Origin of the sequence: Flectobacillus rivi, from assembly GCF_030056655.1 — a bacterium.
Taxonomy (GTDB): Bacteria; Bacteroidota; Bacteroidia; order Cytophagales; family Spirosomataceae; genus Flectobacillus; species Flectobacillus rivi.
This window is the reverse complement of the sequence record NZ_JASHIE010000001.1, coordinates 248,067-271,442: the sequence shown is the minus strand read 5'-3', so window position 1 is coordinate 271,442 and position 23,376 is coordinate 248,067. Positions and strand designations below refer to the sequence as shown.

22 protein-coding genes are annotated in these 23,376 nt (G+C 37.2%); 10 read left to right on the top strand and 12 right to left on the bottom strand.

Annotation, left to right across the window (positions count from 1 at the left end; all coding sequences use genetic code 11):
• Nucleotides 1-114: 114 nt before the first annotated feature.
• The 4 genes from QM481_RS01055 to QM481_RS01040 are packed head-to-tail and all read right to left on the bottom strand — an operon-like array spanning nt 115 to nt 3,005.
• A complete protein-coding gene (locus QM481_RS01055; protein WP_283380306.1) occupies nt 115-792 on the bottom strand; it encodes a LytR/AlgR family response regulator transcription factor in 678 nt (225 codons plus the stop codon).
• A 39-nt stretch (nt 793-831) separates the two neighbouring features.
• A complete protein-coding gene (locus tag QM481_RS01050) occupies nt 832-1,851 on the bottom strand; it encodes a sensor histidine kinase (RefSeq protein ID WP_283380305.1) in 1,020 nt (339 codons plus the stop codon).
• Nucleotides 1,852-1,856: 5 nt separating this feature from the next.
• The gene (locus QM481_RS01045; protein WP_283380304.1) at nt 1,857-2,264 is read right to left on the bottom strand and encodes a hypothetical protein; all 408 of its coding nucleotides are present in this window, start codon (nt 2,262-2,264) and stop codon (nt 1,857-1,859) included.
• Between the two features lie 9 nt (nt 2,265-2,273).
• On the bottom strand, nt 2,274-3,005 hold the full coding sequence (locus QM481_RS01040) for an outer membrane protein (protein WP_283380303.1): 732 nt from the start codon (nt 3,003-3,005) through the stop codon (nt 2,274-2,276).
• A gap of 455 nt (nt 3,006-3,460) precedes the next feature.
• Between QM481_RS01040 and QM481_RS01035 the strand changes: the two genes are divergently transcribed.
• The gene (locus tag QM481_RS01035; protein WP_283380302.1) at nt 3,461-4,393 is read left to right on the top strand and encodes a hypothetical protein; all 933 of its coding nucleotides are present in this window, start codon (nt 3,461-3,463) and stop codon (nt 4,391-4,393) included.
• Nucleotides 4,394-4,593: 200 nt separating this feature from the next.
• On the top strand, nt 4,594-7,023 hold the full coding sequence (locus QM481_RS01030; protein ID WP_283380301.1) for a TonB-dependent receptor: 2,430 nt from the start codon (nt 4,594-4,596) through the stop codon (nt 7,021-7,023).
• A gap of 74 nt (nt 7,024-7,097) precedes the next feature.
• On the opposite strand, the gene QM481_RS01025 is transcribed toward QM481_RS01030, so the two are convergent.
• The 3 genes from QM481_RS01025 to QM481_RS01015 form a co-directional block, all read right to left on the bottom strand.
• Entirely contained in the window at nt 7,098-7,550 is a 453-nt protein-coding gene (locus QM481_RS01025; RefSeq protein WP_283380300.1) for a hypothetical protein, read from the bottom strand.
• A 110-nt stretch (nt 7,551-7,660) separates the two neighbouring features.
• Complete coding sequence (locus QM481_RS01020) at nt 7,661-8,155, bottom strand: hypothetical protein (RefSeq protein ID WP_283380299.1); 495 nt, start codon at nt 8,153-8,155, stop codon at nt 7,661-7,663.
• A gap of 176 nt (nt 8,156-8,331) precedes the next feature.
• Nucleotides 8,332-8,511, bottom strand: coding sequence for a hypothetical protein (locus QM481_RS01015; RefSeq protein WP_166549468.1), 180 nt, complete (start codon nt 8,509-8,511; stop codon nt 8,332-8,334).
• A gap of 274 nt (nt 8,512-8,785) precedes the next feature.
• On the opposite strand from QM481_RS01015, the gene QM481_RS01010 reads away from it, so the two are divergent.
• The gene (locus tag QM481_RS01010; RefSeq protein ID WP_166549467.1) at nt 8,786-10,903 is read left to right on the top strand and encodes a Tex family protein; all 2,118 of its coding nucleotides are present in this window, start codon (nt 8,786-8,788) and stop codon (nt 10,901-10,903) included.
• A gap of 225 nt (nt 10,904-11,128) precedes the next feature.
• Nucleotides 11,129-11,758 carry a LysE family translocator gene (locus QM481_RS01005; RefSeq protein ID WP_283380298.1) on the top strand — a complete coding sequence of 210 codons (630 nt, stop codon included), beginning with the start codon at nt 11,129-11,131 and terminating at the stop codon, nt 11,756-11,758.
• Between the two features lie 422 nt (nt 11,759-12,180).
• Here the strand turns inward: QM481_RS01005 and QM481_RS01000 are convergent, their stop codons facing one another.
• The 4 genes from QM481_RS01000 to QM481_RS00985 form a co-directional block, all read right to left on the bottom strand.
• Nucleotides 12,181-13,047: a DUF4249 family protein gene (locus QM481_RS01000; RefSeq protein ID WP_283380297.1), complete on the bottom strand. Its 867-nt coding sequence runs from the start codon at nt 13,045-13,047 to the stop codon at nt 12,181-12,183.
• A gap of 30 nt (nt 13,048-13,077) precedes the next feature.
• The gene (locus QM481_RS00995; RefSeq protein WP_283380296.1) at nt 13,078-15,420 is read right to left on the bottom strand and encodes a TonB-dependent receptor; all 2,343 of its coding nucleotides are present in this window, start codon (nt 15,418-15,420) and stop codon (nt 13,078-13,080) included.
• A 5-nt stretch (nt 15,421-15,425) separates the two neighbouring features.
• Nucleotides 15,426-15,875, bottom strand: a complete 450-nt coding sequence (locus QM481_RS00990) for a hypothetical protein (protein WP_283380295.1) — start codon at nt 15,873-15,875, stop codon at nt 15,426-15,428.
• 72 nt (nt 15,876-15,947) lie between these two features.
• Nucleotides 15,948-17,174, bottom strand: coding sequence for a DUF3103 family protein (locus QM481_RS00985; protein ID WP_283380294.1), 1,227 nt, complete (start codon nt 17,172-17,174; stop codon nt 15,948-15,950).
• 370 nt (nt 17,175-17,544) lie between these two features.
• On the opposite strand from QM481_RS00985, the gene QM481_RS00980 reads away from it, so the two are divergent.
• The 6 genes from QM481_RS00980 to QM481_RS00955 all read left to right on the top strand — a co-directional run bounded on the left by QM481_RS00980 (nt 17,545) and on the right by QM481_RS00955 (nt 22,221).
• Complete coding sequence (locus tag QM481_RS00980) at nt 17,545-17,736, top strand: helix-turn-helix domain-containing protein (RefSeq protein ID WP_283380293.1); 192 nt, start codon at nt 17,545-17,547, stop codon at nt 17,734-17,736.
• Nucleotides 17,737-17,782: 46 nt separating this feature from the next.
• Nucleotides 17,783-18,124, top strand: coding sequence for an avidin-fold protein (locus QM481_RS00975; protein ID WP_283380292.1), 342 nt, complete (start codon nt 17,783-17,785; stop codon nt 18,122-18,124).
• Nucleotides 18,125-18,300: 176 nt separating this feature from the next.
• On the top strand, nt 18,301-18,855 hold the full coding sequence (locus QM481_RS00970) for a C40 family peptidase (protein WP_283380291.1): 555 nt from the start codon (nt 18,301-18,303) through the stop codon (nt 18,853-18,855).
• Between the two features lie 157 nt (nt 18,856-19,012).
• On the top strand, nt 19,013-19,516 hold the full coding sequence (locus QM481_RS00965; RefSeq protein WP_283380290.1) for a DinB family protein: 504 nt from the start codon (nt 19,013-19,015) through the stop codon (nt 19,514-19,516).
• 399 nt (nt 19,517-19,915) lie between these two features.
• A complete protein-coding gene (locus QM481_RS00960; protein ID WP_283380547.1) occupies nt 19,916-20,284 on the top strand; it encodes a BlaI/MecI/CopY family transcriptional regulator in 369 nt (122 codons plus the stop codon).
• A gap of 2 nt (nt 20,285-20,286) precedes the next feature.
• Nucleotides 20,287-22,221 (top strand): M56 family metallopeptidase, encoded by a 1,935-nt coding sequence (locus QM481_RS00955; protein WP_283380289.1) that lies wholly within the window; start codon nt 20,287-20,289, stop codon nt 22,219-22,221.
• A gap of 109 nt (nt 22,222-22,330) precedes the next feature.
• Here QM481_RS00955 and QM481_RS00950 read toward each other — a convergent pair whose 3' ends face one another.
• Nucleotides 22,331-23,227 (bottom strand): DMT family transporter, encoded by an 897-nt coding sequence (locus QM481_RS00950; protein WP_283380288.1) that lies wholly within the window; start codon nt 23,225-23,227, stop codon nt 22,331-22,333.
• Between the last annotated feature and the right edge of the window lie 149 nt (nt 23,228-23,376).

The window sequence follows — 23,376 nt, the reverse complement described above, 5'->3', positions numbered from 1 at the left end:
TTGTATTTACAAAATTACGTCCATTCCTCCGAAAAAGATAATAACCAGCCGAAAAGTTTAGATAAGAGTGCTTTTGAGGTTTGAAAATTTGAAAATTGGCGAGTTGACAAATGGTTATTTTAAACCAAAGTGTTTTTCAATAACATCTTTATAAGTGGTAGCAATCGGAACAACTACATTAGATAAATGTAACTGATGGCGCTCAATTCGGTGGATTGCCGATAATGAAACAATAAATGATTTATGGACACGGATAAACTCTTGAGAAGGCAAAAGATGAACAATATCTTTGAGGGGCATTCGAGTGATGACTTTTTTATCTTTTTCATGAATATATAATAGATTACCATCGGACTGAATAAACTGTACATTCTTCCAGATAATTTTTATCCAATCATGTCCATCCTTTACAAAAAAGTATTCGTTTGTAGAATTACGCTGCGTCCTATTCTCTAGTGCACGATTACATGCTTCCAGAAACCTCGGAAAACTAATTGGCTTTAGGAGATAATCAACAGCCCTCAAAGAAAATCCTTCTACAGCATAATCAGAAAAAGCAGTAGTAAAAATCACTTGTGTTCCTTTGGGTAAAAGTTTGGCTAGGTCAGTTCCCAATAAATCGGGCATTTGAATGTCTAAAAATACTAATTCAACCGCCTTTTGTTTGATAAAACCCAACGCTTCCATCGGACTGTGGAAGGACTGAAGGTGCTGGAAATCGGGTACTTTTTGAATATATCTTTCAAGAATAGCAACGGCAGCTGGTTCGTCATCGAGGATAATACAGTTCATAGGAATGTTTTAGGTTTTAGTGTGCCAAATATCTTTAGCCTAATTACCAAGATTAAGTTTCAACTGAACACTAAAGGTTTTGTCGTTTTTCTGAATATGAAACTCATTTTGATTATTGTATTCTAGTTTAAGTCTTTCTTGAACTTGTTTGAGACCAGTGCCAAGTCCCTCTCGACCAACAGCAAAATTGCTATTTTCGATTGAAAACTTCAACGTTTGTTGTTCTAAAATAGCAGAAAGGCGAATGTAGCAAGGGTGTGATAGACTGAGACCATAGCGAAAAGCATTTTCTGCTAAGGGCATTAATAGCATAGGAGAAACGACGAATTTATTAGGAGAAATTTCCCATTGAAAGTCTAGCTCAATCATTGGATTTTGTGGAAGTCTAGCTTTTTGTAAATCAATATAATTTTGTAGAAAAGAGATTTCTTTATCCAGAGGAATCTTACTTTTGGGAGCTTCTTCAATAGCAAATCTTAATAAATCAGAAATCTTCAGAATCATATCAGCAGTGTTAGGACTTTCTTCTAGGCTTGCTTGGTTATAAACGGTATTTAGGACATTGAACAGGAAGTGAGGGTTAATTTGTGCCTTGAGCGCATGAAGGTCAGCTTCTGACTTACTTTGAAGCAATTGTGTCTGAAGTTGTTTGGTTCGTATATAGTCACATAAATAGGCTACCATCAAAATCAACACCAATCCAAGAAGACTGATGAGAATGTTTTCATCAATGTATCCTTCAAAATGCCCTGTTCGAAATTGTAAGAGCTCAAAAATAAGCCATAGCAACATTGAGACCCAAGGAAACCAAAGGGCTTGAACAGCAGGATTATGATGATAAACAATTTTAAGAAAAACCCATTTATAATGAATATATGCCAACCCTACCACCAGCAAGGAAATACCAATCCAACCTAATAGATATTTTATATAGCCACTTTGCAAAATGAAACCTTCTTTGGATTCGGGCATAGCGGAAGCTTTCAGGAGAATAAGCCAATAAAAAGCTAAACCAATTGGTGCGAGAAAGCTAAGCTTTTTGATATTTTTTTGATTCATTGATTTTAAGGTATGGCAGAAAAATCATATTTCTTCATGTGCTTGAGCTCCTGTTGGGCTGATTGAGCACCTAATCTCCCAAGCATGATCTGGTCTTTGAAATAGTCCAATTCTCGATATATTTTTAAATAATAGGTTTTATTTGCTTCAAGGTTAATAACCGCTTTTACCTCAATTTTTTCCTGAATATTTCTTGAAATTTCGATTACTGTAGATTCTGCAGGAAGCTCAATTTCGATATATCTATTTTGAGATAATTCTGTAATTTTTTTACTCTGAATGATGATTGAAACGCTACTGCCCCAAAATTCTCTTTCTCGCAAAATAAATAGTTTAGCTTTGGGGGCATCTGCGCTAGTGAATCTCAAACTAGCCCATACCAACGCGTAAAATACATTTATATAGAAGCTCATAGTCATTTGTCAAAGTTTTTTATGCCCAAAATGTAACATCACTTGTATATAAAAATTGGAGATTTTATCACTTGGTAATCCATCTTGAGATGGGCTATATTTTAGTTCCCATGGGACACTATTAAATCCTAGCCTGTAACCAGCTTTAAAGGAACCTCCTGCTGATTTTTGAGGTGTTCTATTAAAAAACTCGATACCAAAATCCATAAATGGTTGATTCAGTGCAAAATTAACTCCTTGACCAAGCGTGTTTGGCAAAGGGTAGTTTACATTATTACTTGAGGTTTTTACTCTTGTAATGTACTGATTATAGCTAGCATACCCTATTCCTCCATTAAGGTAAAAGTAATTATTGCGATCAGCCAAAAAAGCATATCCAATCGTGAATGTCGCGGTATTTGCACTTGATTTACTCTCAAATGAGCCATAAGATTTACCTCCGCTTGTGGTGCTATAATTGATACCTAAATCAAACTTAAAGCGATTGTATAGCAAATTAACTTGTAATGGAATGTATCCTACAAACAAATTCGGTTTGGCATTGTAAGCTTCTAAGTATGATTGTAACCTAGGAAAAGAAATAAACTCCAAACAAGAAGACGGTAATCCAAGGCTTATTCTAAGCTGTGGAGTACTTTGAGCTGTAAATTTTGCGCTGGTGGTATCCTGTAGCTCAACTTCTGTTTGCGCCTGCGCATAAAAGGCAGTCATAAGTAGCAGAATTGTAAAAAATCTTTTCATCCTGTATGATGTTTAAAACCTATTGTAACCAATATCCCTCTATTTTGAATATCTGTTTGAAGCTACTAACTACTTTGATGTCTATCAATATTTTGTTATCAACTACATCTAGTTCGTGGTGAAAGTCCTTTCTTATGTGATTTTGGAAATAAGGTAAAACTCGGTTGACAAAATAGATTCTCTTTTAATTTCACTTAAAGAGAGCTTAAAATTCATAAAGCGGGGTAGGAAGAAATACCCCCGTGTTTGCCAAACCCACTTAGCAACCGTATTTTCAAGAAAAGAAGGTATTGAAGTATCGGGTAATTGTATCTTATAAAGATAGAGTTGTGAAACATGGAGAATTTTTAGCGATTTATCAACCACTCATTTTTCATTTTATTTTACAAATTCATTTTTAAGGAAATTTTAATAAATCACGCAATTGCCCAGAATATCCCAAAATTGCGTTGCACATGAACAAACTAAATTTACGTTTAATTATTATCGTTTTAAGTAGTATTTCTGCTCACTTTTCTACTCAAGCTCAAAACAAGGTTGTAGACCGCTTTACGATTCGAAAATCCTTTCAAACGAAAGAAGATTGGGCAAAACCCGCTGTTATCACATTTACCAAACCACAAGAAAAATCTGCATCTTGGCTACTAGACATGGCCATTGGTTATAGTGCTTATCATCATCCTCAAGGGACATTGTCGGTAATCCCGTACATGGAGTTGCATCGAAATACCTTGATTGATAAGCCTCAAAGTGTCTGGATTGGTGGTGTCGCAACCGAATGGAGAATGAATAGTTTAGAACATAAAAAATGGTCTCCCGTTTTGGTGCAATCTTTCAAGTTTATGGAAGATAAAATCAAGCAAAATGCTTCTTTTCAAAGCAACTTTTATTTGACTCCTGTTTTTGCTTTTAAGGATATGAATCCTAAATATTTTTGGATTCCCAACCATCCTGTGAGCCTTGGAAGTAGACTGAGTTTTGTGTACACGCCCTATATTGGTATCGAAAATGAAAATCGTACTTACTCCGAAACTCACCTTTCGGCAGGTAATATTTATCGTGCATTCGGACGTATCTCGACAGATATTACGTTTTATCCTTCCAACAATAGCCTAAAAGGAAAGCTGGACTTATCTCTCGACTGGCAATATCGCTACAATTATTACCAAACGGTTTCTGATGTGAAAAATAGTACGCAGCAGTTTTTAAATACTAGTCTCAATTATACATTTTTTACCTCTGCGGATGGTAAAAAAATGAGCCAAATTGGATTTGATTATACCATTGGCGAAAACCCAACTGAAGGCTTCGAGAAACAGTCGTTTTACACAGTAGCGCTAAAATTTAGACTCAATTTGGGAGGCAATAAAACAAAGGTGATTCTTTAGTTTTTAGGAGCAAACAAAAATAAAAAAGATAAGTATTTGTTCATTAGGGTCATTTTTTTATCCTTTAAACCTAAAAAATAATGCTTTGATTTTTAAAGGGTTGTTTGATATTTTTGAGGATGGCGTAAAATTTTGCTAAACCTGATGCAACATCAGTATGAGTTTGAGCATCTGTTGGAGAAATTAAACTTCTCTAAATAATGAAAAACCTCATCAACTTAATTCTAAGCCTCTTTATAACCTATTCTAGCTTAGGACAGATTAAAGGTAAAATTGTAGACGACAAACAACAAGCAGCTTCGTTTGCCAATGTATTGGTATTAAACACAAAGGATTCGAGCTTAGTGAAAGGTGAAGCTGCCGATGTAGATGGAAAATTTGAATTTACAGGATTAAAACCTCAAGCCTATCTATTACAGGTTTCGGCGGTAGGTTTTCAGAAATCCTTTCAAATAATCAACCTAGAGTCAGGCAAAACGATGGATGTTGGAACGATCCAACTCAAAGCAGAAACACAAACTTTGGGCGAGGTACAAGTAACCGCTCGTAAGCAACTGATTGAGCGTGATGGTGACAAAATGATTATGAATGTGGAGGCTAGTCCAACGGCAGCAGGGCTCAATGGTTTGGAGCTGATGGAAAAAGTGCCTGGTGTTACCGTAGATCGAAACACTGAAACTATCAAATTGAAAGGAAAAGATGGCGTTCTCATCATGATTGACGACCGTAAAACCTACCTTACGGATGAACAACTTGCTAATTTCTTGAAAACACTGAAAAGTGAAGATATTGAAAAAATTGAAATTATCGCCAACCCATCTGCTCGTTTTGATGCTTCTGGTTCGAGTGGTATTATCAATATCAAGACTAAAAAAGGCAAAAATTTTGGTACAAATTATACTTTAGACCTCAACGCAGGATATAGCCACTACAAGGGCGTAGGTGGTTTGCCCAAAAATGGACAGGGACTCACGATAAACTCACGTCGTGAAAAATATGTCGTTTTCGGGAATATCAACCGTCAATATGCTGCTTGGTATAATTCAGAAGACCAAGTTCAAAACTTTTTGTCAGAAACGGGCTCTGTATTAGAAAAGCGAGTAATTACAGGTTTGGCAAAAGGAAATTTTGAAAACTGGAGTGCTAAAATTGGCTTTGATTATGATCTTTCGAAAAAGACTACCGTAGGTTTCTCTGGACAATGGTCTAATACTTTTAGCCCTATGGAGCGTTCGTACAACCAACAATCCGTAACCGAAACGATTCGTCAAAGTTTATTGACAGAAAGAAACCGTGAAGCTACTTTCGATAATTACACATTTAATACCCACCTGAAGCAAAAAATAGATACGTCAGGCACTGAATTGACTGTAGATTTTGATGTGATTTTGAACTCGAAAAGTTGGGATGATAAATTTGTAACAACTACCACGCAAAACGATGCAAGCCCTTCTGTAGCGAATAACCAGATACTTTTTCCAGCCAATGGTAATACCTTTGTTTTGAAGGCAGATTTTATCAAAAAGCTTACTGCAAAAACTAAAATAGAAACAGGAATTAAGGCTAGTTATTCGAAGAAAACCAACGACTTTAGTGATAACTTCCGTGACAATGGAGCTTTGGTAAGTTCATTCTTCAAGTTCAACGAGTTAATTTCGGCGGGTTATGTGATGATAAACAGCGAGTTGACCAAAAGTTTGAGCATTCAGGCAGGTTTGAGAGCCGAACAAACCAATAACCAAGGTTTGAACAGAGAAGGGAATAAATTGACTCAGCAGGATTATTTAAACCTTTTCCCGACACTGACTTTGAACCAAAAGGTTTCGAAAGACTATGCAATTTCGTTGGGATATAGCCGTCGTATCAACCGACCTAACGACGATGTATTTAACACTTTCAAGAGATTTTTCTCACCACAAAGCTATGTGGCAGGTAACCCAACCATTTTGCCATCGCTTAATAACACGATCAGTTTGACCAATACGATTAAAGACAAATATAGTTTTTCTTTAAACTATGTGTCTGTTAATCAGTTTTCAACAGAGGTTTTTGATGTTGACTCAGTCTTGATTCCTGGGCGCCGTGTCATTCGTGAATCGATGGAAAATGTCAATGGAAAAATTGGTTGGTGGAGTGTTGATGCATCAGTACCATTTAACCCAACAAAATGGTGGAGTGTAAATTTGAACATTTGGGGTGGTATCAATGTCTATAATTACAAAAGAGAAAGTACTGTGGTAGATATTAGTCAGCTATATCATGGGGCTTATATGCAGCATACTTTTACCTTAAACAAAACTCTTTCAGGAGAAATCTCGGGCTGGTATAACTCAGGCGAAACTTGGGGTTTTCAAACCTCAAAACCACAAGGTGGTCTTGATTTTGGTTTGAAAAAAATGCTTTGGGACAAAAAAGCTACTGTGAAGTTCTTGGTACAAGACCCATTCAACTTTAATAGCTTCAGAAATAACGTGGAAACTACGACACTAACAGGCGTAGGAACTTACCGCTGGGACAACCGTAGATTCAGAATTTCTCTTACCTATAATTTTGGAAACACCAATGTAAAACAAGCCATACAGTCCAATGATGGAGGAAATGGTGGAGGTGGCGGCCCTTCAAAAAATTAGATGATCTAAATTGACGCATTTTTCAAAGCTCTCATGTTCTAAAGTGCAGAATATGAGAGCTTTGTTTTTGGATGTTAGTCTACAGACAAGTGCTCTAATTTTATATCTTGCACTCCCTCAGCTTGATAAATCGTATAAGCGGAGGCTATCAAAACCACATTTTTGATGATATATTGTCCTGGTAAACTCAAGGCAAATAGCGATTGCCAAGTTTCGTTAGGCATAAGAAATAAGGGTAAAAACGTAGTTGCCATTTGACAACAAAACAAGAAAAATGCCAATTTGGTGAGTCGTGGTATTAACCAAATAATTCCAATGAAGCATTCTAAATAGCCCAGAAATGGTAAGAATATATTAGTGGGAATAAACTTTGCTAACGTCAAAGCATGTAGCTGACTAACGATTTGTTCGGCAGGAGATACTCCCAACACCTTTAAAGCGCCAAACCAAAAGAAAACTACAAACAAAGCAATTCTATTGAACCATTGTACGGTTGTATTTTGTGTATTTGTATTAGATAAATTCATGGCTATAGTTTTTTAGGCTTGTATTTCACAAGCTGGGTTAATCATCAACATCAAGGATACGATTGCTTGGCTTGATAGAAAGATATCAAGTCTTAAAGGTTACGTGAAAATTAACAAACTATAGCAGGTGGAGGAGAAGTGTTATTGATATAGCCTTCTGATAATTGATAATTATGAAAAAGGCGATTAGAAGGTTTTATCCATTCCAAAATATACAAAATCGTATATCGCTGAATAGAGGTATATTCTTTCAATAAATTCTTTAACAAATAACTGCTTTTTCCAGATGGCGCTTGTGATGAATGCTCTTTGACATGGTCAGTGATATGTTCCGCCAGTTCCATGAAACGAAAACGAGCATTGTTGTCTAGTTGGCAAAGGGTATATAAAGTATCGTTTTGATAGCGCTGTTCTACGAGATTATAATGATTTTCTCCATGTTTGACTTTTCCTTCAATGGGGCGACTTTCAGCCCAATTATTTTGATAGGGTAGTTGCAAAGGTTGTTTTATCCAATAGTAATCGCCTGACTCTTCGATATTTATCTCTTGTGAGTTCGCTATTCCATATTCTTCCCAACAATACAGAAAGCTAAAACCAACCATATTGTATAGAAGTAATAAAACTAAAAATATTGAAACTAGTCTTTTCAAAAGAATAAATAGTGATTTTTTGAGTTTTGGGCAAATGTAGATAAATGATTTGTAGAAAACAATGAGATTAGTTTCAAATAAAACTAATGACAGAACAATAAAAAAGGGCGAGTAATCGCCCTTTTTAGTTATGTTTTGATTCGAATGGTAATGAAAGCGGTTGGTCGCATGAATATATCTACCCCAAAAGAAACCGTGACAATTTCATGCCCTTGTTCTTCTATTACACTAAGGGTATTTTCGGTACGACGAATTAATGTGGTCGTCGACCACCAAGTCGATACTTTGAAGATTTTGTAGGCTGTCATGAGGAACTATTAAAAGACGTCTGAATTGATAAGTGGGTTCGTGAAATAATCTGTTTTAAACTCAAGTTACACATTTTTAGGAAAGATTTTTTTAATTCAATGCCGAAAAATACGCTTCAATTATGGCAAAATGAGTAAGTGGTCGTTTGCCGTTATCTTAACTCTTGTGATTATTTTTGCAAAGTAACTTTACCATAATAGAACCCTAAAAAGAGAAGCTTGGCGTAAATCCAAAAGAATTCTTAGCTTTGTGGTTAGTCAAAACCTAAAAATCATGAATACAACTCAAATTGGCATCATTACCAATGCGATTGGCGTAAGAGCCAACCAAGTACAAAATACGATTAAGTTATTGGAGGAAGGTGGAACGGTACCGTTTATAGCTCGTTATCGAAAAGAAGCAACTGGAAGCTTGGATGAAGTGCAAATTCTGGATATTAAAGACCTTTGGAATAAATTAAAAGAAGCCGACAAGCGCCGTGATACTATCATTAAAGCCATTGAGGAGCAAGGAAAAATGACTCCTGAGCTATTGAATAAGCTCAATAATGCTTATCAGCTTCAAGAATTGGAAGATTTGTATTTGCCCTACAAGCAAAAGCGTAAAACTCGTGCTAGTATTGCCATAGAGAAAGGACTTGAGCCATTAGCAAAACTAATTTTCGAGCAAAAGGATAATAATTTTCTTCAAAAAGCTGGAAATTATCTCAACGATAAAGTGGCTTCTGTCGACGAGGCATTGCAAGGTGCACGTGATATTATGGCCGAGTGGATCAACGAAAATGTGGATGCTCGTAATGCAGTGCGTAAGGTGTTTGAACGTGAAGCTTATATTTCTTCAAAAGTAAAAAAAGGAAAAGAAGAGGAGGGTGTCAAATACAAAGACTATTACGATTTTAGCGAACCACTCAAAAAAGTGCCTTCTCACCGTTTGTTAGCTATTCGTCGTGGCGAGGAGGAGGGTATTCTATCGGTTTCTATTTCGCCAGATGAGGATAATGCCTTAGGCGCACTAGACCGTATATTCTTGCGTGGAATGTCTGAGCCTAAAAAGCAGGTAGAAGACGCTATTACAGACTCGTACAAACGATTGATGAAACCATCTATCGAAAATGAGTTTTCGAATTTGTCTAAAGAAAAAGCAGATGGTGAAGCCATAAGAATTTTTGCGCAAAACCTTCGTCAGTTGTTACTAGCCTCGCCACTCGGACAAAAACGTACCTTGGCAATTGACCCTGGATACCGCACGGGCTGTAAGGTAGTTGCTCTAGATGCCCAAGGCAACTTGGTTGCAGATACTGTGATTTATCCATTCGACAAAACGATGGAAGCGCAACATACAGTTTTGTCTTTGGTTGAAAAACACAAAATCGAAGCTATTGCTATCGGAAATGGTACTGCTGGTCGTGAGACAGAGGCTTTTGTCAAAAAACTAACTTTCTCGACGCAACCACAAATCTTTATGGTTTCGGAGCAAGGCGCCTCTATTTATTCAGCGTCAGAAGTAGCTCGTGAAGAGTTCCCAGATAAAGATGTGACGGTCCGTGGTGCTATTTCTATCGGTCGTCGCTTACTCGACCCTTTAGCAGAATTAGTAAAAATTGACCCAAAATCGATTGGTGTGGGGCAATATCAACATGATGTAGATCAACCATTATTAAAAAATTCCTTGGATTCGGTCGTAGAAAGTTGTGTAAATACAGTTGGGGTAAATATCAACACAGCTTCGAAACATTTGTTGAGCTACGTAGCTGGTTTGGGACCAAGTTTGGCGGCTAATATTGTTAAATTCCGTAAGGAAAATGGAGATTTTAAATCAAGAGCGCAAATCAAAAAAGTACCTCGCTTGGGAGACAAAGCCTTTGAGCAATGTGCAGGTTTCTTGAGAATTCCTCAGTCTGATAACCCTCTTGATAATTCTGCTGTTCACCCAGAGAGTTATCAAGTAGTAGAACGTATGGCAAAGGATTTGAAATGTACGGTAAAAGATTTGATGACAAGTGCCGAACTTCGTAAAAAACTCAATTTGCAACAATATATCGGTGAAAGTACAGGTTTATTAACGCTTCAAGATATTTTGAAAGAGCTGGAAAAACCTTCGCGTGACCCTCGTGAACAACTAACCGCCTTCGAGTTTGATGCGAATGTAAAAACGATTGAAGATTTATATGAAGGAATGGTTTTGCCAGGAATCGTAACTAACATTACTGCATTTGGTTGTTTTGTAGATGTGGGGGTAAAACAAGATGGTTTAGTTCATATTTCTCAACTAGCCAACCAATATGTTTCAGATCCAAATCAAGTGGTGAAATTACAGCAACAAGTGCAAGTGAGAGTCGTGGAGGTAGATATTGCTCGTAAACGTATTGCCTTAAGCATGAAAGCCGTTTAGGAGAGGTACAGGAAACGGGCACAAAGGCACAGAGTGTTTTTTTAGGTGGCAGAGGGAACGGGCACAAAGTCATAGAGTTTTTTTTTAGTGGCGCAGGAAATATTCTCTGCGCCATTTTTGCAATTTGATTATGAGTACCTTCAATTTACCTATATACTATTAACCAATAACGTCTTCCTGCTTATAAGCACACAACTCAACATTCACTAAATAAATGATAGATATATGCTAACATTTCAAGAATTATTCTTATTTGCCTTGGCAGCTTTTGTGCTGGTCATTAGTCCAGGACCCAATATGATTTATCTCATTTCTCGCTCGATTACGCAAGGACGAATGGCAGGGTTACTTTCGCTAGCAGGGGTAATGGTTGGGTTTTTATTTCATATCATTATGGTATCTTTTGGATTAACCGCTATTTTGGCAGAGGTACCATTTTTGTATGAGCTTATCAAATATTTAGGTGTGGGATATTTGCTTTACTTAGCGTTTCAAGCCATTAACCCCAAGGGTAAATTTGTATTTGAAGCACGAAATGATTTGTCAAATGATTCTCCCAGAAAGCTATTTATGATGGGTTTACTCACCAATGTCTTGAATCCAAAAGTTGCGATGTTTTATCTATCCTTTTTCCCACAGTTTATAAAGCCAGCGTATGGAAATCCTCTTTTGCAAAGCTTACAATTGGGAATAACTCAAATGCTGGTAAGTTTTTCAGTGAACTTCTCCTTGGTACTGACGGCATCTCAAATGGCAAGATTTTTTGCCCAAAATCCTTTTTGGGTAAAAATACAAAAATGGTTTATGGCAAGTATTTTGGTGGCATTAGCAGTGAGGATGGCCAGAGCAAAGTAGTTTTTAAGTGACAGAGGGAACGGGCACAAAGGCACAGAGTGGTTTTTAAAGTGGCAGAGGGAATGGGCATAAAGGCATAGAGTGGTTTTTTAGTGACATAGGGAATGGGCATAAAGGCATAGAGTGATTTTTAAAGTGACAGAGGGAACGGGCACAAAGGCATAGAGTGATTTTTAACGTGGCATAGAGAACAGGCATAAAGGCATAGAGTGGTTTTTTAAGTGACATAGGGAATGGGCACGAAGGATCAGATAAAGATACAGGTGAACAAGGTATGCCTTAATGAATGTAATTAGAACACTAACACTAAAAACCAATTTTACTACCACTCCCAAAATTACTATATACCTGTTCCCTTTCTCATTCTAACAACCGCTTTGTGCCTTTGTGCCTCTGCTACTTTGTGCCTTCTTCCCACCCCTCTACCTAAAATACGTAACCGCCTTGGTATATCCAGCCATTACGCCGAAGCCTCCTTTGATGTTGGAGTATAGCATTACAGGTTCTGAAAATGGATTTTCGTCGGCTTGTTTGGCTATCTCGTAGTCCTTGTGGAATTTATAGAAATGTATATCGGTGTTTAAGACCTGTATCTGCCAAATATACAGACGGTCTTTGGCAACATAGTTAGGTTTAGAGAGCAAAAAGGATTGGGGCGTTCCTAAAAATTGACCATCTCTTTCTACATCATCGATGGTGTGCTGGTATCGCTCGTTACTTATTTCTGCCGTTTTTTTCGTCAAATCCTGCAACTCAGAAATTGTATAAACTGCATAATAATTGACTTGATTGGGAATATCTTTCCACGATATAAGATAGCTCGTATTCATATTCGAGGTACTTCCCGAAACCAATTGATATGAAATACTGGTCGTATCAACAACACTCGAAGGTATGGTGCAATTCGCTTCTGCTTTTTTGCCATCAAACGTGTTTACGCTTAGATAATAAGTCTTACCTGATTCTACTTTGAAGTTTTTGGCACTTATTTTAAACACTCCTGTTAAAAATGAGTCTGGAATAAGTTTTACTGTCTGGGTACCATTGCTAAGTGTAACTGTCGATTTTGCTACGTTCTGTTCCCAAGTCGCATAAGGATTATTTCCAGCGGCTGGTCGGGTGTGATATAGCGTTACCGTATGGACGGTGTCTTGTGGACTCAAAAAGGCGGTTACAATGGGTGCATCGCTACTCGGAATTACCCCCGTTTCTTCCACCGTTAGAAAGTCTCCATTACAACCCCAACACAATAAGAGTATCAATAAGAGATATATAGAATGTTTTTTCATAAAATAGCTGTTTAAGTTTGTCTGCTTTTCTTAAAACTTAAAGCTGTAGGTAATTGATGGAACAATAGGGAATAGCCCTTTTCTGTATAATTTACTATCTCTCATTTGTCGTGTGGAGGCATCATAAACTTGATTGATTTGATAATAGAAAGGGTTCACACGATTGTAGGCATTATATACCCCAATTTCCCAAGCTCTTTCTCCGTGCTTTTTCTTTTTACTAAACTTCATCGCTAAATCTAGTCGATGATAAGCTGCTGCCTGAAATGAATTTTGACTATCATATAGAGAAATTTGAGAAGTTATGCCAGTGTGGTCTAAACCATTAAAGTTTCCTTCAGCAATAGGTACACTCAAATGGTTTCCTGTGCCATATACCCAAGTCGCTGAGAAAGTTACCATCGGTTTTAGTTGATAAATTCCCACAATCGAAATGTCATGACGACGGTCGTAGCGGGGCAAAAACTCTTTTCCATCATTGAGTTCTGCAAATTGGTGTGTCACTTTTGACAAAGTATAGGCAATCCAACCTGTGAGTCGCCCTGTTTTGCGTTGTAACATCAATTCTAGTCCGTATGCTTTTCCTTGTCCTGAGGTTACATTTTCTTGCCAATCCACAGCATTGATTTTTTGAGGGTCAGGTCCAACGTCTAATAGCAAAAAGCTAGCCCCTTGTTTGTAGCCTATGATGTTGTCCATTTTCTTATAATAGCCTTCAATACTCAAGGAAAAATTCTTTTCGGAAAAGTCTTTTACATATCCCAAAGCAACTTGCTGTGATGTTTGCGGAGGAACTCGGTCTGTAGCCGAAACCCACAAGTCGGTAGGTAATCCAAGACCTGAGTTGGACAACAAATGAATATACTGATTCATACGTGCAAAAGAGGCCTTGATCGCAGCATCATTTGGTAGCTTGTATGCTGCCGAAAGTCTTGGTTCAAGATTCAAGTAGTTTTTCTGGTTTACTGAAAAATGACTAAGCCTCAAACCAACATTGATACTGAATTTTTCATTGATGCGCCATAAATCCTCCACATATACTGCTGATTCTAAGGCATTGATAATTGTACTTTGTACCGAAGAAGTATCTACTCTAGAGTCTTTGAGAACAAGAGCTTTGGGTGAAAAACGATGTGCAGTTACTAAAAAGCCAGCTTTGATATTGTGTTGATAATTAGGTAAATAATCAAAATCAGTTTTCAAAGAAAAATCTCGAATACCTGATTCGTATTGATAAGAAAAAAGCCCTTTGTTGGATTCTTCAGTATTAAAAACCTTGAAGTCGAAATTGGTAAAAATGAGTGAGGTATTACTAAACAGCTTTTCATTGAAAAGGTGATTCCAACGCAAGGTTGTGGTGGTATTGCCCCAGTTAAAACCATTTTCATTTTTGACTGCGAGGTTATAGTTTTGGTCTTTCGAACTAAAGGAATCCCTTCCCAAATAACCACTCAAGTAGATTTTATCTCTAAGCCCAAGGTCATAGTTGACCTTCATATTCAGGTCATAGAAATACATATTAGGAAAATCGCCACCGCTGATTGGTCGTAACAGTGCATCGGCGTAGGTGCGTCGTGCAGCAATCAAAAATGAGGCTTTTTCTTTTTTGAGAGGACCTTCTAATGTCAAACGGCTTGACAGTAAGCCAACGCCAAATTCGCCAGTAAGCTTTTCTTTATTACCTTCTTTCATTTGCATATCGATAACCGACGAAAGGCGCCCGCCGTATCGTGCTGGAAAACCGCCTTTGGTCATCTCAATGCTTTTGAGAGCATCGCCGTTAAATACTGAGAAAAAACCAAACAAATGGTTGGCATTATATACCGTTGCATCGTCCAGAATCAATAAATTTTGGTCGGGTCCGCCACCACGTACATATAAGCCTGTAGAGCCTTCACGTCCCTTTTGTATCCCTGGAAACAATTGTAGGGTTTTCAAAACGTCTTTTTCTCCCAGAAAGGCAGGTACAGCCTTTACCTGTGTTACTGGTAAAGAAATAAGACTCATTTGGGTTTGCTCACTTAATTTTTCTTGTTGAGAGCTATTGACTTTGACCTCCTCCAAAACCACATTTTTGACACTTAGCTCAACCGTAATTTGTTGGCTTTTCTGTGCACTGACACGGATTGTTTTGACTTGGTATCCTACCTGAGAAACTTCCAAGTCAAGTTGTTCCTTTGCGGGAATTGTCAAGGAAAAAAAGCCGTAAGCATTGGCAGATGTTCCTATATTGAGGGCAGGGACTCTCACCGAAACATAAGGCAATATCTCTTGACTTCCTTTTTCACGAACAAAACCACTGATGGTAACTTTTTGTGCGAACAAAGTGCAGGAGCAAAATGTAAATAGTAACAGAAGGTAGATTTTTTTCATAAGGATTATTTACTCAATTGAATTTTTCTTTTTGGACCTTTGTAGTCTGGTACACTTACTTCAGGACCTTCAAGTATCATTTTGTTTCCGGAGCGAGTAATGTTGTAAGCCCCTAGTAAGTTGATGAATTTAGGAATACTTGACATAATACTGATAAAAGTTTGGCTTCTAGCTGCATTGGCGTTGTAAACGATACTTACCACTTCACTATTCACTAGTTTGTAAAACCCAGAGCATTCTCTAATGCTTCCTGAAAGTTGACAATTATCAAATTGCAAAACGCCAGATGGATATTTTACTATAGAATCTGGTACCGTATATGGGTAGGAGAAATAGGTAATTTCATCGACTTTCCATGTACCAGAAATATCGTTGAGTAGTTCTTGATTGGCGTCTTTGCAGGACAATAAGCTACAGACTAAAGTGCAAATGCAGAAATAGGAGAGTTTTTTCATGGATTATGAATTTAGTAATGAGACTTTCTCTAAAATAGTAACTATCATGAGAAAGTCTCTATTTGATGAGTTTTATAACTGACTAGCAAATTTTACATTAAAGTACGCTCCAATATCATAATAGGTGCCAAAAGGAGGGTTTAGACTTTGTTCAACCATAATTTTACCAATTTGATCATCTGAATCACTAAGTGTAACTGTGGCTCCAAGAGTTTGGCTTACCTCTGTCCCAAATAGCTTAACTTTAAAAGCGCCAGATATACTAAGAGTTATATTTGGAATTGCAGAGTCTACTTCGTACATGTAAATCATGATGTTTTTTCCATAATATGAGGAGTTCCACTGCACAATTGAATGTGGAGTAGTCCACCAGTTATTATCTGTAATATCTTCTCTCGACCCATCTTGCATTTCATTGAGTGTGCGAATATCTACAAGAGATGTAAAATTATTTGCACTTGTTGGTGCGTATGCAATCATTGTGATTTCTGGAGCTCCTTTAACCCAAGATTCATAGTAAGATATATCTGGAGATGACATGCCAGTCAAAAAGAACCATTTATTGTCTACTGGAGTCGCAGAAAAAGTATAAGTTGGACAACCACTACAACCTGTCCCTTCTGTGCCTGGATCAAATTCATCACTAAAACTCTTGATATTCTTTCCTGATGAACTTTTTAGAACAACTTTCCCACCCTCAAGTATGGTTCTTTCGTTCAAGCCTACAACCACTACTGGAAAATCAGGAGCCTTTTGTGCATCGAGCCAGTGAATTTTACCATTTTTATCATAAGCTTTAATTAACTTTAAAGTACTCTCATCTGCAACTAAAGGGTCTATTGCAACAAGTGGTTCAAAAGTATCAGTATCCCACTTACTAATATTTCTAGGGACTGATATATTTAGTAAAGGATACTTGGCTAATAGAGATGATTGTAGGTCACCTATTGATTTTGAAGCAGAATTAGAAGATGTTTTTTCAGAAATAAGTTTTTGAAATGTTTGACCATGAATTATGGATTCGGACGCATTTTGATAGATGATATCGAAATCTCCATCAAACTTTTTTAATGCTTCTGATTTGACAAAACTTCTCACTTGTTTATCAGCCATGTTAGCTGCTAATGCCTTAGCAAAATCTTCCATGAGAGGATCATAAATAACTTCACTAGTTTTAGTGACATTGGTTTCATTACTTTGTAATTGCTCAAGCGTTGAATCTGAGCAGCTAGCTAGTGATAGCGTTAGCATCAATCCTATTCCACCAAGGAATAATTTGTTACTTTTAAAAAAAATCATAATTTTGTGGAGAGTTAAAATGTAAATATTAAGACTCACAAGCCCTGCCTGAAGTCGAATCTCATTGGCGGGGCTTACTTGTTGTAAATATATCTAGGACTTTTGAATACATCCTATCTTTTTAGTTAGAAAATTTTATGCAATACCGCATAAAATTTTCTAACTAAAAAGATAGGAATTTATACAATAATATATAAATTTGGTCAATTATGACTTTTCTTTGTCTTTCGTATAAATATCTAAATAAAGGATTATTCCTATGAAAGAACTTTACACTAAAAATACTTAGACGATATTATAAGTATTTCTCACAGATTCATAAATCTACTCTATCTCTAATGCTTTATTGATATTTTAAATTTGAAACACCATGTTCAACCTAAAAAAACTCCGTCAAACTCGCCTAGCACTTGGCTTCAAGCAAAGCTATATTTCGCACCTGACAGGCATTCCACAATCCACAATTTCAAGAATTGAAAAAGGCGAACGAAGTCCAACAATCAAAGAAGTATCCCAAATTATCCAAGTCTTGAATATCAAACCTATTGATCTTATTGAATAAAATAAGAAATCATGTTTAATTTTGCTGTTCAACAAAAAGATATGTAATGATAAACTACAACAACAAGAAATTTGCCCCTATCAGTAATACTGAAAATGGAGAGACCTCCGCGGAAACAATCTTTTATTACCAACAAGAAGGAAATATATTGACCTCTGAATATGCTGGAGGTAAAATTACTAAAGGACATTTGATTGGGTTAGTCGACGAATCAGGGAAAATCGATATGCGTTACCATCAAGTCAATGCTTTAGGCGAATTAATGACAGGGAAATGTATTTCCACACCAGAAATTTTACCCGATGGACGGATACGATTATACGAAGTTTGGGAATGGACTTCGGGGGATTGTTCCAAAGGCGAGTCAATCATTGAAGAGTTATACTGATAAAGTACAAGTCCATCAAATATAAGATTTGTCAGAGGCTTTTCGTTAGAAACTCAACCTGTCTTACCGAATGATAAAATACCATATACTTGTGATGAAATTACACTTGGTGAAAATGGGGAATTTTGTAACTTGCTTTTAGAAAAAATTACCCAGATTAAATCCTTACCAATCTCATGAAAACGACTACCACATCAATTTATATCAAGCTTCTTTTTCTAGGTTTATTACCGTTTGTGCTAGATTCTTGTGCGCTTTTTCGCAGAAAAGAATCTTCCGAAACTACTACAACTACGAAGCGACCTACAAGTCCAAGTAGACCAATGGTAATCTCGTCGAGAGAAGTAAGAAAGTTGATTGATGTGTCTCGTCAGTATCTCGGGGTTCCGTATCGTACAGGAGGTATTGATTCTAAAGGTATGGATTGTTCAGGTTTGTTGTTTGCTACTTTTAAAGAAATGGGCGTCAACATTCCGAGAAGGGCTGTGCAACAGTCAGGCTATGGAAAAGAAGTGAAAGATTTGGATCAATTGCGTCCTGGGGATTTGGTATTTTTTGTTACAGATAAAGGCAATGTTGCAGAAGTTAATCATTCAGGGATGATTACCGAAATTCGAGGTCCCAAAGAAATTTATTTCATTCATGCTTCATCTTCGAAAGGCGTTCGTGAAGATAACCTCATTTCTACCTATTGGATGGGATGCTATGCCACAGCTAGAAGACCCTTCTGATTTGGGATTTCGGATGTTAGATTGCGGAAGTGTACTATTAACTAACAACTTCACCACTAGTTCAAGACTTAGTCTTGGACTTATTTTTTTATACAGTTTTTAAACTGAAAAAATAGTTTTTCAAATCTTCAAATTACCACAAAATCCCAATCCTAAAATGTCGGCTCCCTTAGAAGTTTGGATGCGTGGACCTATCGAAGGTATCCCCGCTTTATTACAACCCGCAGCTCATGCTGTTTTGCAAGTTCAGGAAGAATTACATGATTTGTTGAAAGACTTTTCTGACGATTTACTGTGGGAAAAGCCTCATGGTGTAGCTTCGGTTGGTTTTCATTTACAACATCTTTCGGGTGTGTTAGATAGACTTCAAACTTATGCCGAAGGAAATACCCTGTCGCCCGAGCAATTTGACTTATTAAGTCTTGAAAAAGTAGCTCCTCAAGAAAATCAGACGGTAGTGACTTTATTGACTCGATTTGATTTACAAGTAGCAAAATACCTTTCCTACCTCAAACAACTTTCAGAAACAGATTTGCTACTCACTAGAGGAATTGGTCGCAAGCAAATTCCTACCAATGTGATTGGTTTGATTTTCCATGCTGCCGAACATACGACTCGTCATTTTGGTCAATTGTATGTGACTGCCAAACAGTTGGTGTAAGAGTAACAGGCACTAGGCAAATAGTTTTAAAAAAACTACAGACTTATTTTACGGTAAGTTATGGAGATAAAGGTATTTTTATGAAATTATAAAACTTACTAGTCCAAGACTTAGTCTTGGACTTTTTTTTATTACAGTTTTAAACTGTAACTAGAACTAAGTAATCGTTTAATTTATAAGGGATTAGGCGATAAGCATTAGACAAATAGTCTTTTAGATAATCATAGCCTTATTTTTACTGAATACTCAAAGCCGATTGTTATCTTATGTTTATATAAGTACTTGAATTTCAGTATTTTAATTTTATCTACGAAATATTTCGTAGATAAAATTTGCAATTACGAATCTTTTCGTAGTATCTTTGTTACGAAATATTTCGTAGTAAACTTTTTTATCATGATAAAGCCCACAGAATCAGAATTAGAAATTTTACAAGTATTATGGGCGCTAGGCCAAGTGACTGTAAGACAAGTAAATGACGAGCTCAATAAAAAGCGAGAGATAGGATATACCACCACACTCAAACTGATGCAAATTATGTTTGAGAAAAAGCTAGTCACACGTACCGATGAAGGACGCTATCACCTGTATCAATCAGCAGTAAGCGAAGACGAAACGCAACAACAACTGCTTGATATATTTGTTGATACAGCATTCAAAGGTTCGGCTATGAAGCTCGTGATGCAGGCTTTGGGAAATCACCAAACTTCGGCAGAAGAACTCGACGAAATCAAGAAACTCATTGCTCAACTAGAACAAAATAATTAGCCATGCAATATTTCGAAGCTCCTTTGTCACCACAAACCATCTATGCTTTGGCATGGACCTTGGTGCATTCGCTATGGCAACTAAGCCTATTATTCTTTTTGTATAAATTCATCGGTTCACTTTATCGACAAAATACCTCTGTACGTTATTGGTCGGGAATCGGTGTATTGTTTTCACAATTCTTGATTTCGGGTTTTACTTTTTGGAAGACTTTTCCAAAAGATATATCTGTCAAAGTATTCAATTTCGGGGTAGGAAATCCTCAATCGCTAACAAATGTATCAACCTCTGAACCTACTACTCAATCGCCAGTGGTATTGACTTCCGTTTGGGAACAAATGGCTACATGGCTCAATTTACATTTAGATTGGCTGGTAATGTTATGGATTTTGGGCATGGCAATAATGACCTTAAGGTTGCTTGGTGGGTATTTTTATGTGCAAAAGTTGCGCTGGCAACATACAAACTTGGTAGATACCGAAACAGAAAACCTCTTTAAACAGCTTCTTAATCAATTTGATATTTCTCGAACTGTAGAAATTCGTGAGTCTCAACTGGTGGAATCACCGCTCACAATTGGCTATTGGCAACCTATGGTACTTGTACCGATTGGTCTTTTAACAGGTTTGAGTCAGGGAGAAATTAAAGCGATTTTTGCACATGAATTGGCTCATATCAAGCGCCATGACTATTTGATTAACATTATCCAGTCAATGATTGAAATTCTCTTTTTCTATCATCCTTTGGTTTGGGTAATTGGCGAAACTGTTCGTCAAGACCGTGAAAACTGCTGTGATGATTGGGCGTTGGAGATTTGCCAAAGTAAACTGTATTTGGCAAAAGCGCTAACGTTTGTAGAAACCTTTAGACAACAATCAAAAACATCATTGACTATGGCTTTTTCAGGCAATAAACCTCAATTATTAGGCAGAATCCAGCGTATTTTGGGTATGCCTCAGCAAGAAACTAATAACCCTGTGGGTATTATTAGTTCGGTAGTAGTATTAGCGTTGGCTTTCTGCTGTCTCAACTTTACGCAGGTAAAAGCGCAAGCATCAAAGCTTTTTAACAAATCGGTAAAAACGCTGACACAAACTTCTAAGGAGATTTTGGCAGAAAGTACGCTAATCAGTACTTCTGAAGAACAAAAAGATACGAATATTCCAAATCCAGAACCAGAAGAGAGCAAATTGTCACAACTCCTAGCCACTCATGATGAAGCTAACGACCCAGATAGCTTGAAAGTGGCGCAGCACGAGCAAGAAATTGAAAAGTTACAAAAGAAAATGGATCCTTATCTAAAGCAAATTCAAGACTTAGCTGGACAAATGGGTACATTAGGGGCAAAAATGCAAATCGACCAAAAACCATTGCAACAGTTTTCTGAGCAAATTGGAAAATTAGGGGGAGAATTGGGTACATTAGTAGGGAAACAAGTACAGTTGGAGATGACAGTTGCTAACCTCGACAAAAAATCTGATGAATATAAAAAAGTTCAGAAAGAGTTGAATACTATTGAAAAACAGCGTGTAGAAATTGAGAAAAGGATGGAAAAGGCTTCTAAGGAAATGGAGTCAGTATCTAAGAAAATGGAAATAAATACCGCTCCAATGGATAGTCTTGGAAAAGAAATGGATAAGCTTTCAAAGCCTATTGAAGAGATTGGTAAAGAGATGGAAGTGCACGCTAAGGCAATTGAGGAAATAGACCCAGAAGGTAAATATTGGTCAAAAAATAGACATTATGGTTCGGGGTATCGCTTGCCAAAGCCTCCTAAACCTCCCAAAGCGCCTAAGGCACCAAGTGCGTCTTCAGCACCAAAACCACCGAAGCCACCAAAAGCTCCAAGCGCTGCTTCAGCACCAAGTTTACCACCGCCACCAACGCCGCCGTTGGCACCCGTAAAATCGGATAAGAATCAGGACAATAATTGGTAGACATCTTAAATTTAGTGAATGGTGGTTGAGTGATTTAGTGATTATTTTAAAAATAACTCAATCACTCAACCACTCAATCACAACTCACTAAATCATAGCTAAGTCTATTTTAGTTTTTTCTACCAAAAAGTGCCAATACACCTATCGTGAGCATAATCATGAAGCTTCCTATCATGTCAATTTTTCCAAAAGGGGTATTCAACCAGAAAATAGCCATGGCTGTAGACGATAGTGGTTCTGCGCAGGCAAGCAAACTACTGGTTTGAGCTCCAACAATGGTTACTGCTTTCAAAAAGGCATAAAATGCTGCCAAGCTACCCAACAATAGGATAAAACCCGTGTAAGCAAAAGACTGCGAATCCCAAGTACCTGATACTTTCCAGGGAGCAAATACACAACTGAAAATGATACCCCCCACAAACATCGCCCAACCAATAACGGTAGTCACTTCGTAGCGATTCATCAAACCAACTGGTAATAAGCTATAAATCGCCAAAGCAACTGCGGAGGCAATGCCCCACAAAAGACCTTCAGTAGAGATAGCCAAACTTCCAAACTTGCCATGGGTAACCAATAAAAATGTGCCAGAAAGAGCTAAAATAATAGCTACAAATTCGATAAAATTGGGTAACCTTCTCTGTTTAAAAGCCATATATATTGCAATAAAAACAGGTCCCATATATTGCAAAACGGTAGCTGTTGCAGCGTTTGACTTATGAATTGCTTCAAAATAAGTGTATTGTACTGCCACCATTCCTAACACACTAAATGCCAGAAGCAATAGCGTATCTCTTTTATTACTCCAAATTTTCCATAAATCTAAACCACGAAAAAGGGCAATCATCAATAAAATACTACCCGCTACTAACAAACGTAGCGTTACTAGCCAACCAGGATTGATACCTCGTTGACTAAATAAAAACTGACCAAATGTTCCTGAAACGCCCCATGTAATGGCGGCAAAAATGGCTAATCCAAACCCTGCGATTCTTTGCTGACTATTCATAATGTAAGATTTGTCCTTCGACAAAAGTATTTTGAGGTCGCAAAATTAGAGTTATCTAGTGGTTTATACTTAATAGTTTTAGAAAAATCCAAAAACAAACTCTAATAGTAATATTTCAGGTTGAAAATAGCAATAAAACAGTTAATCGT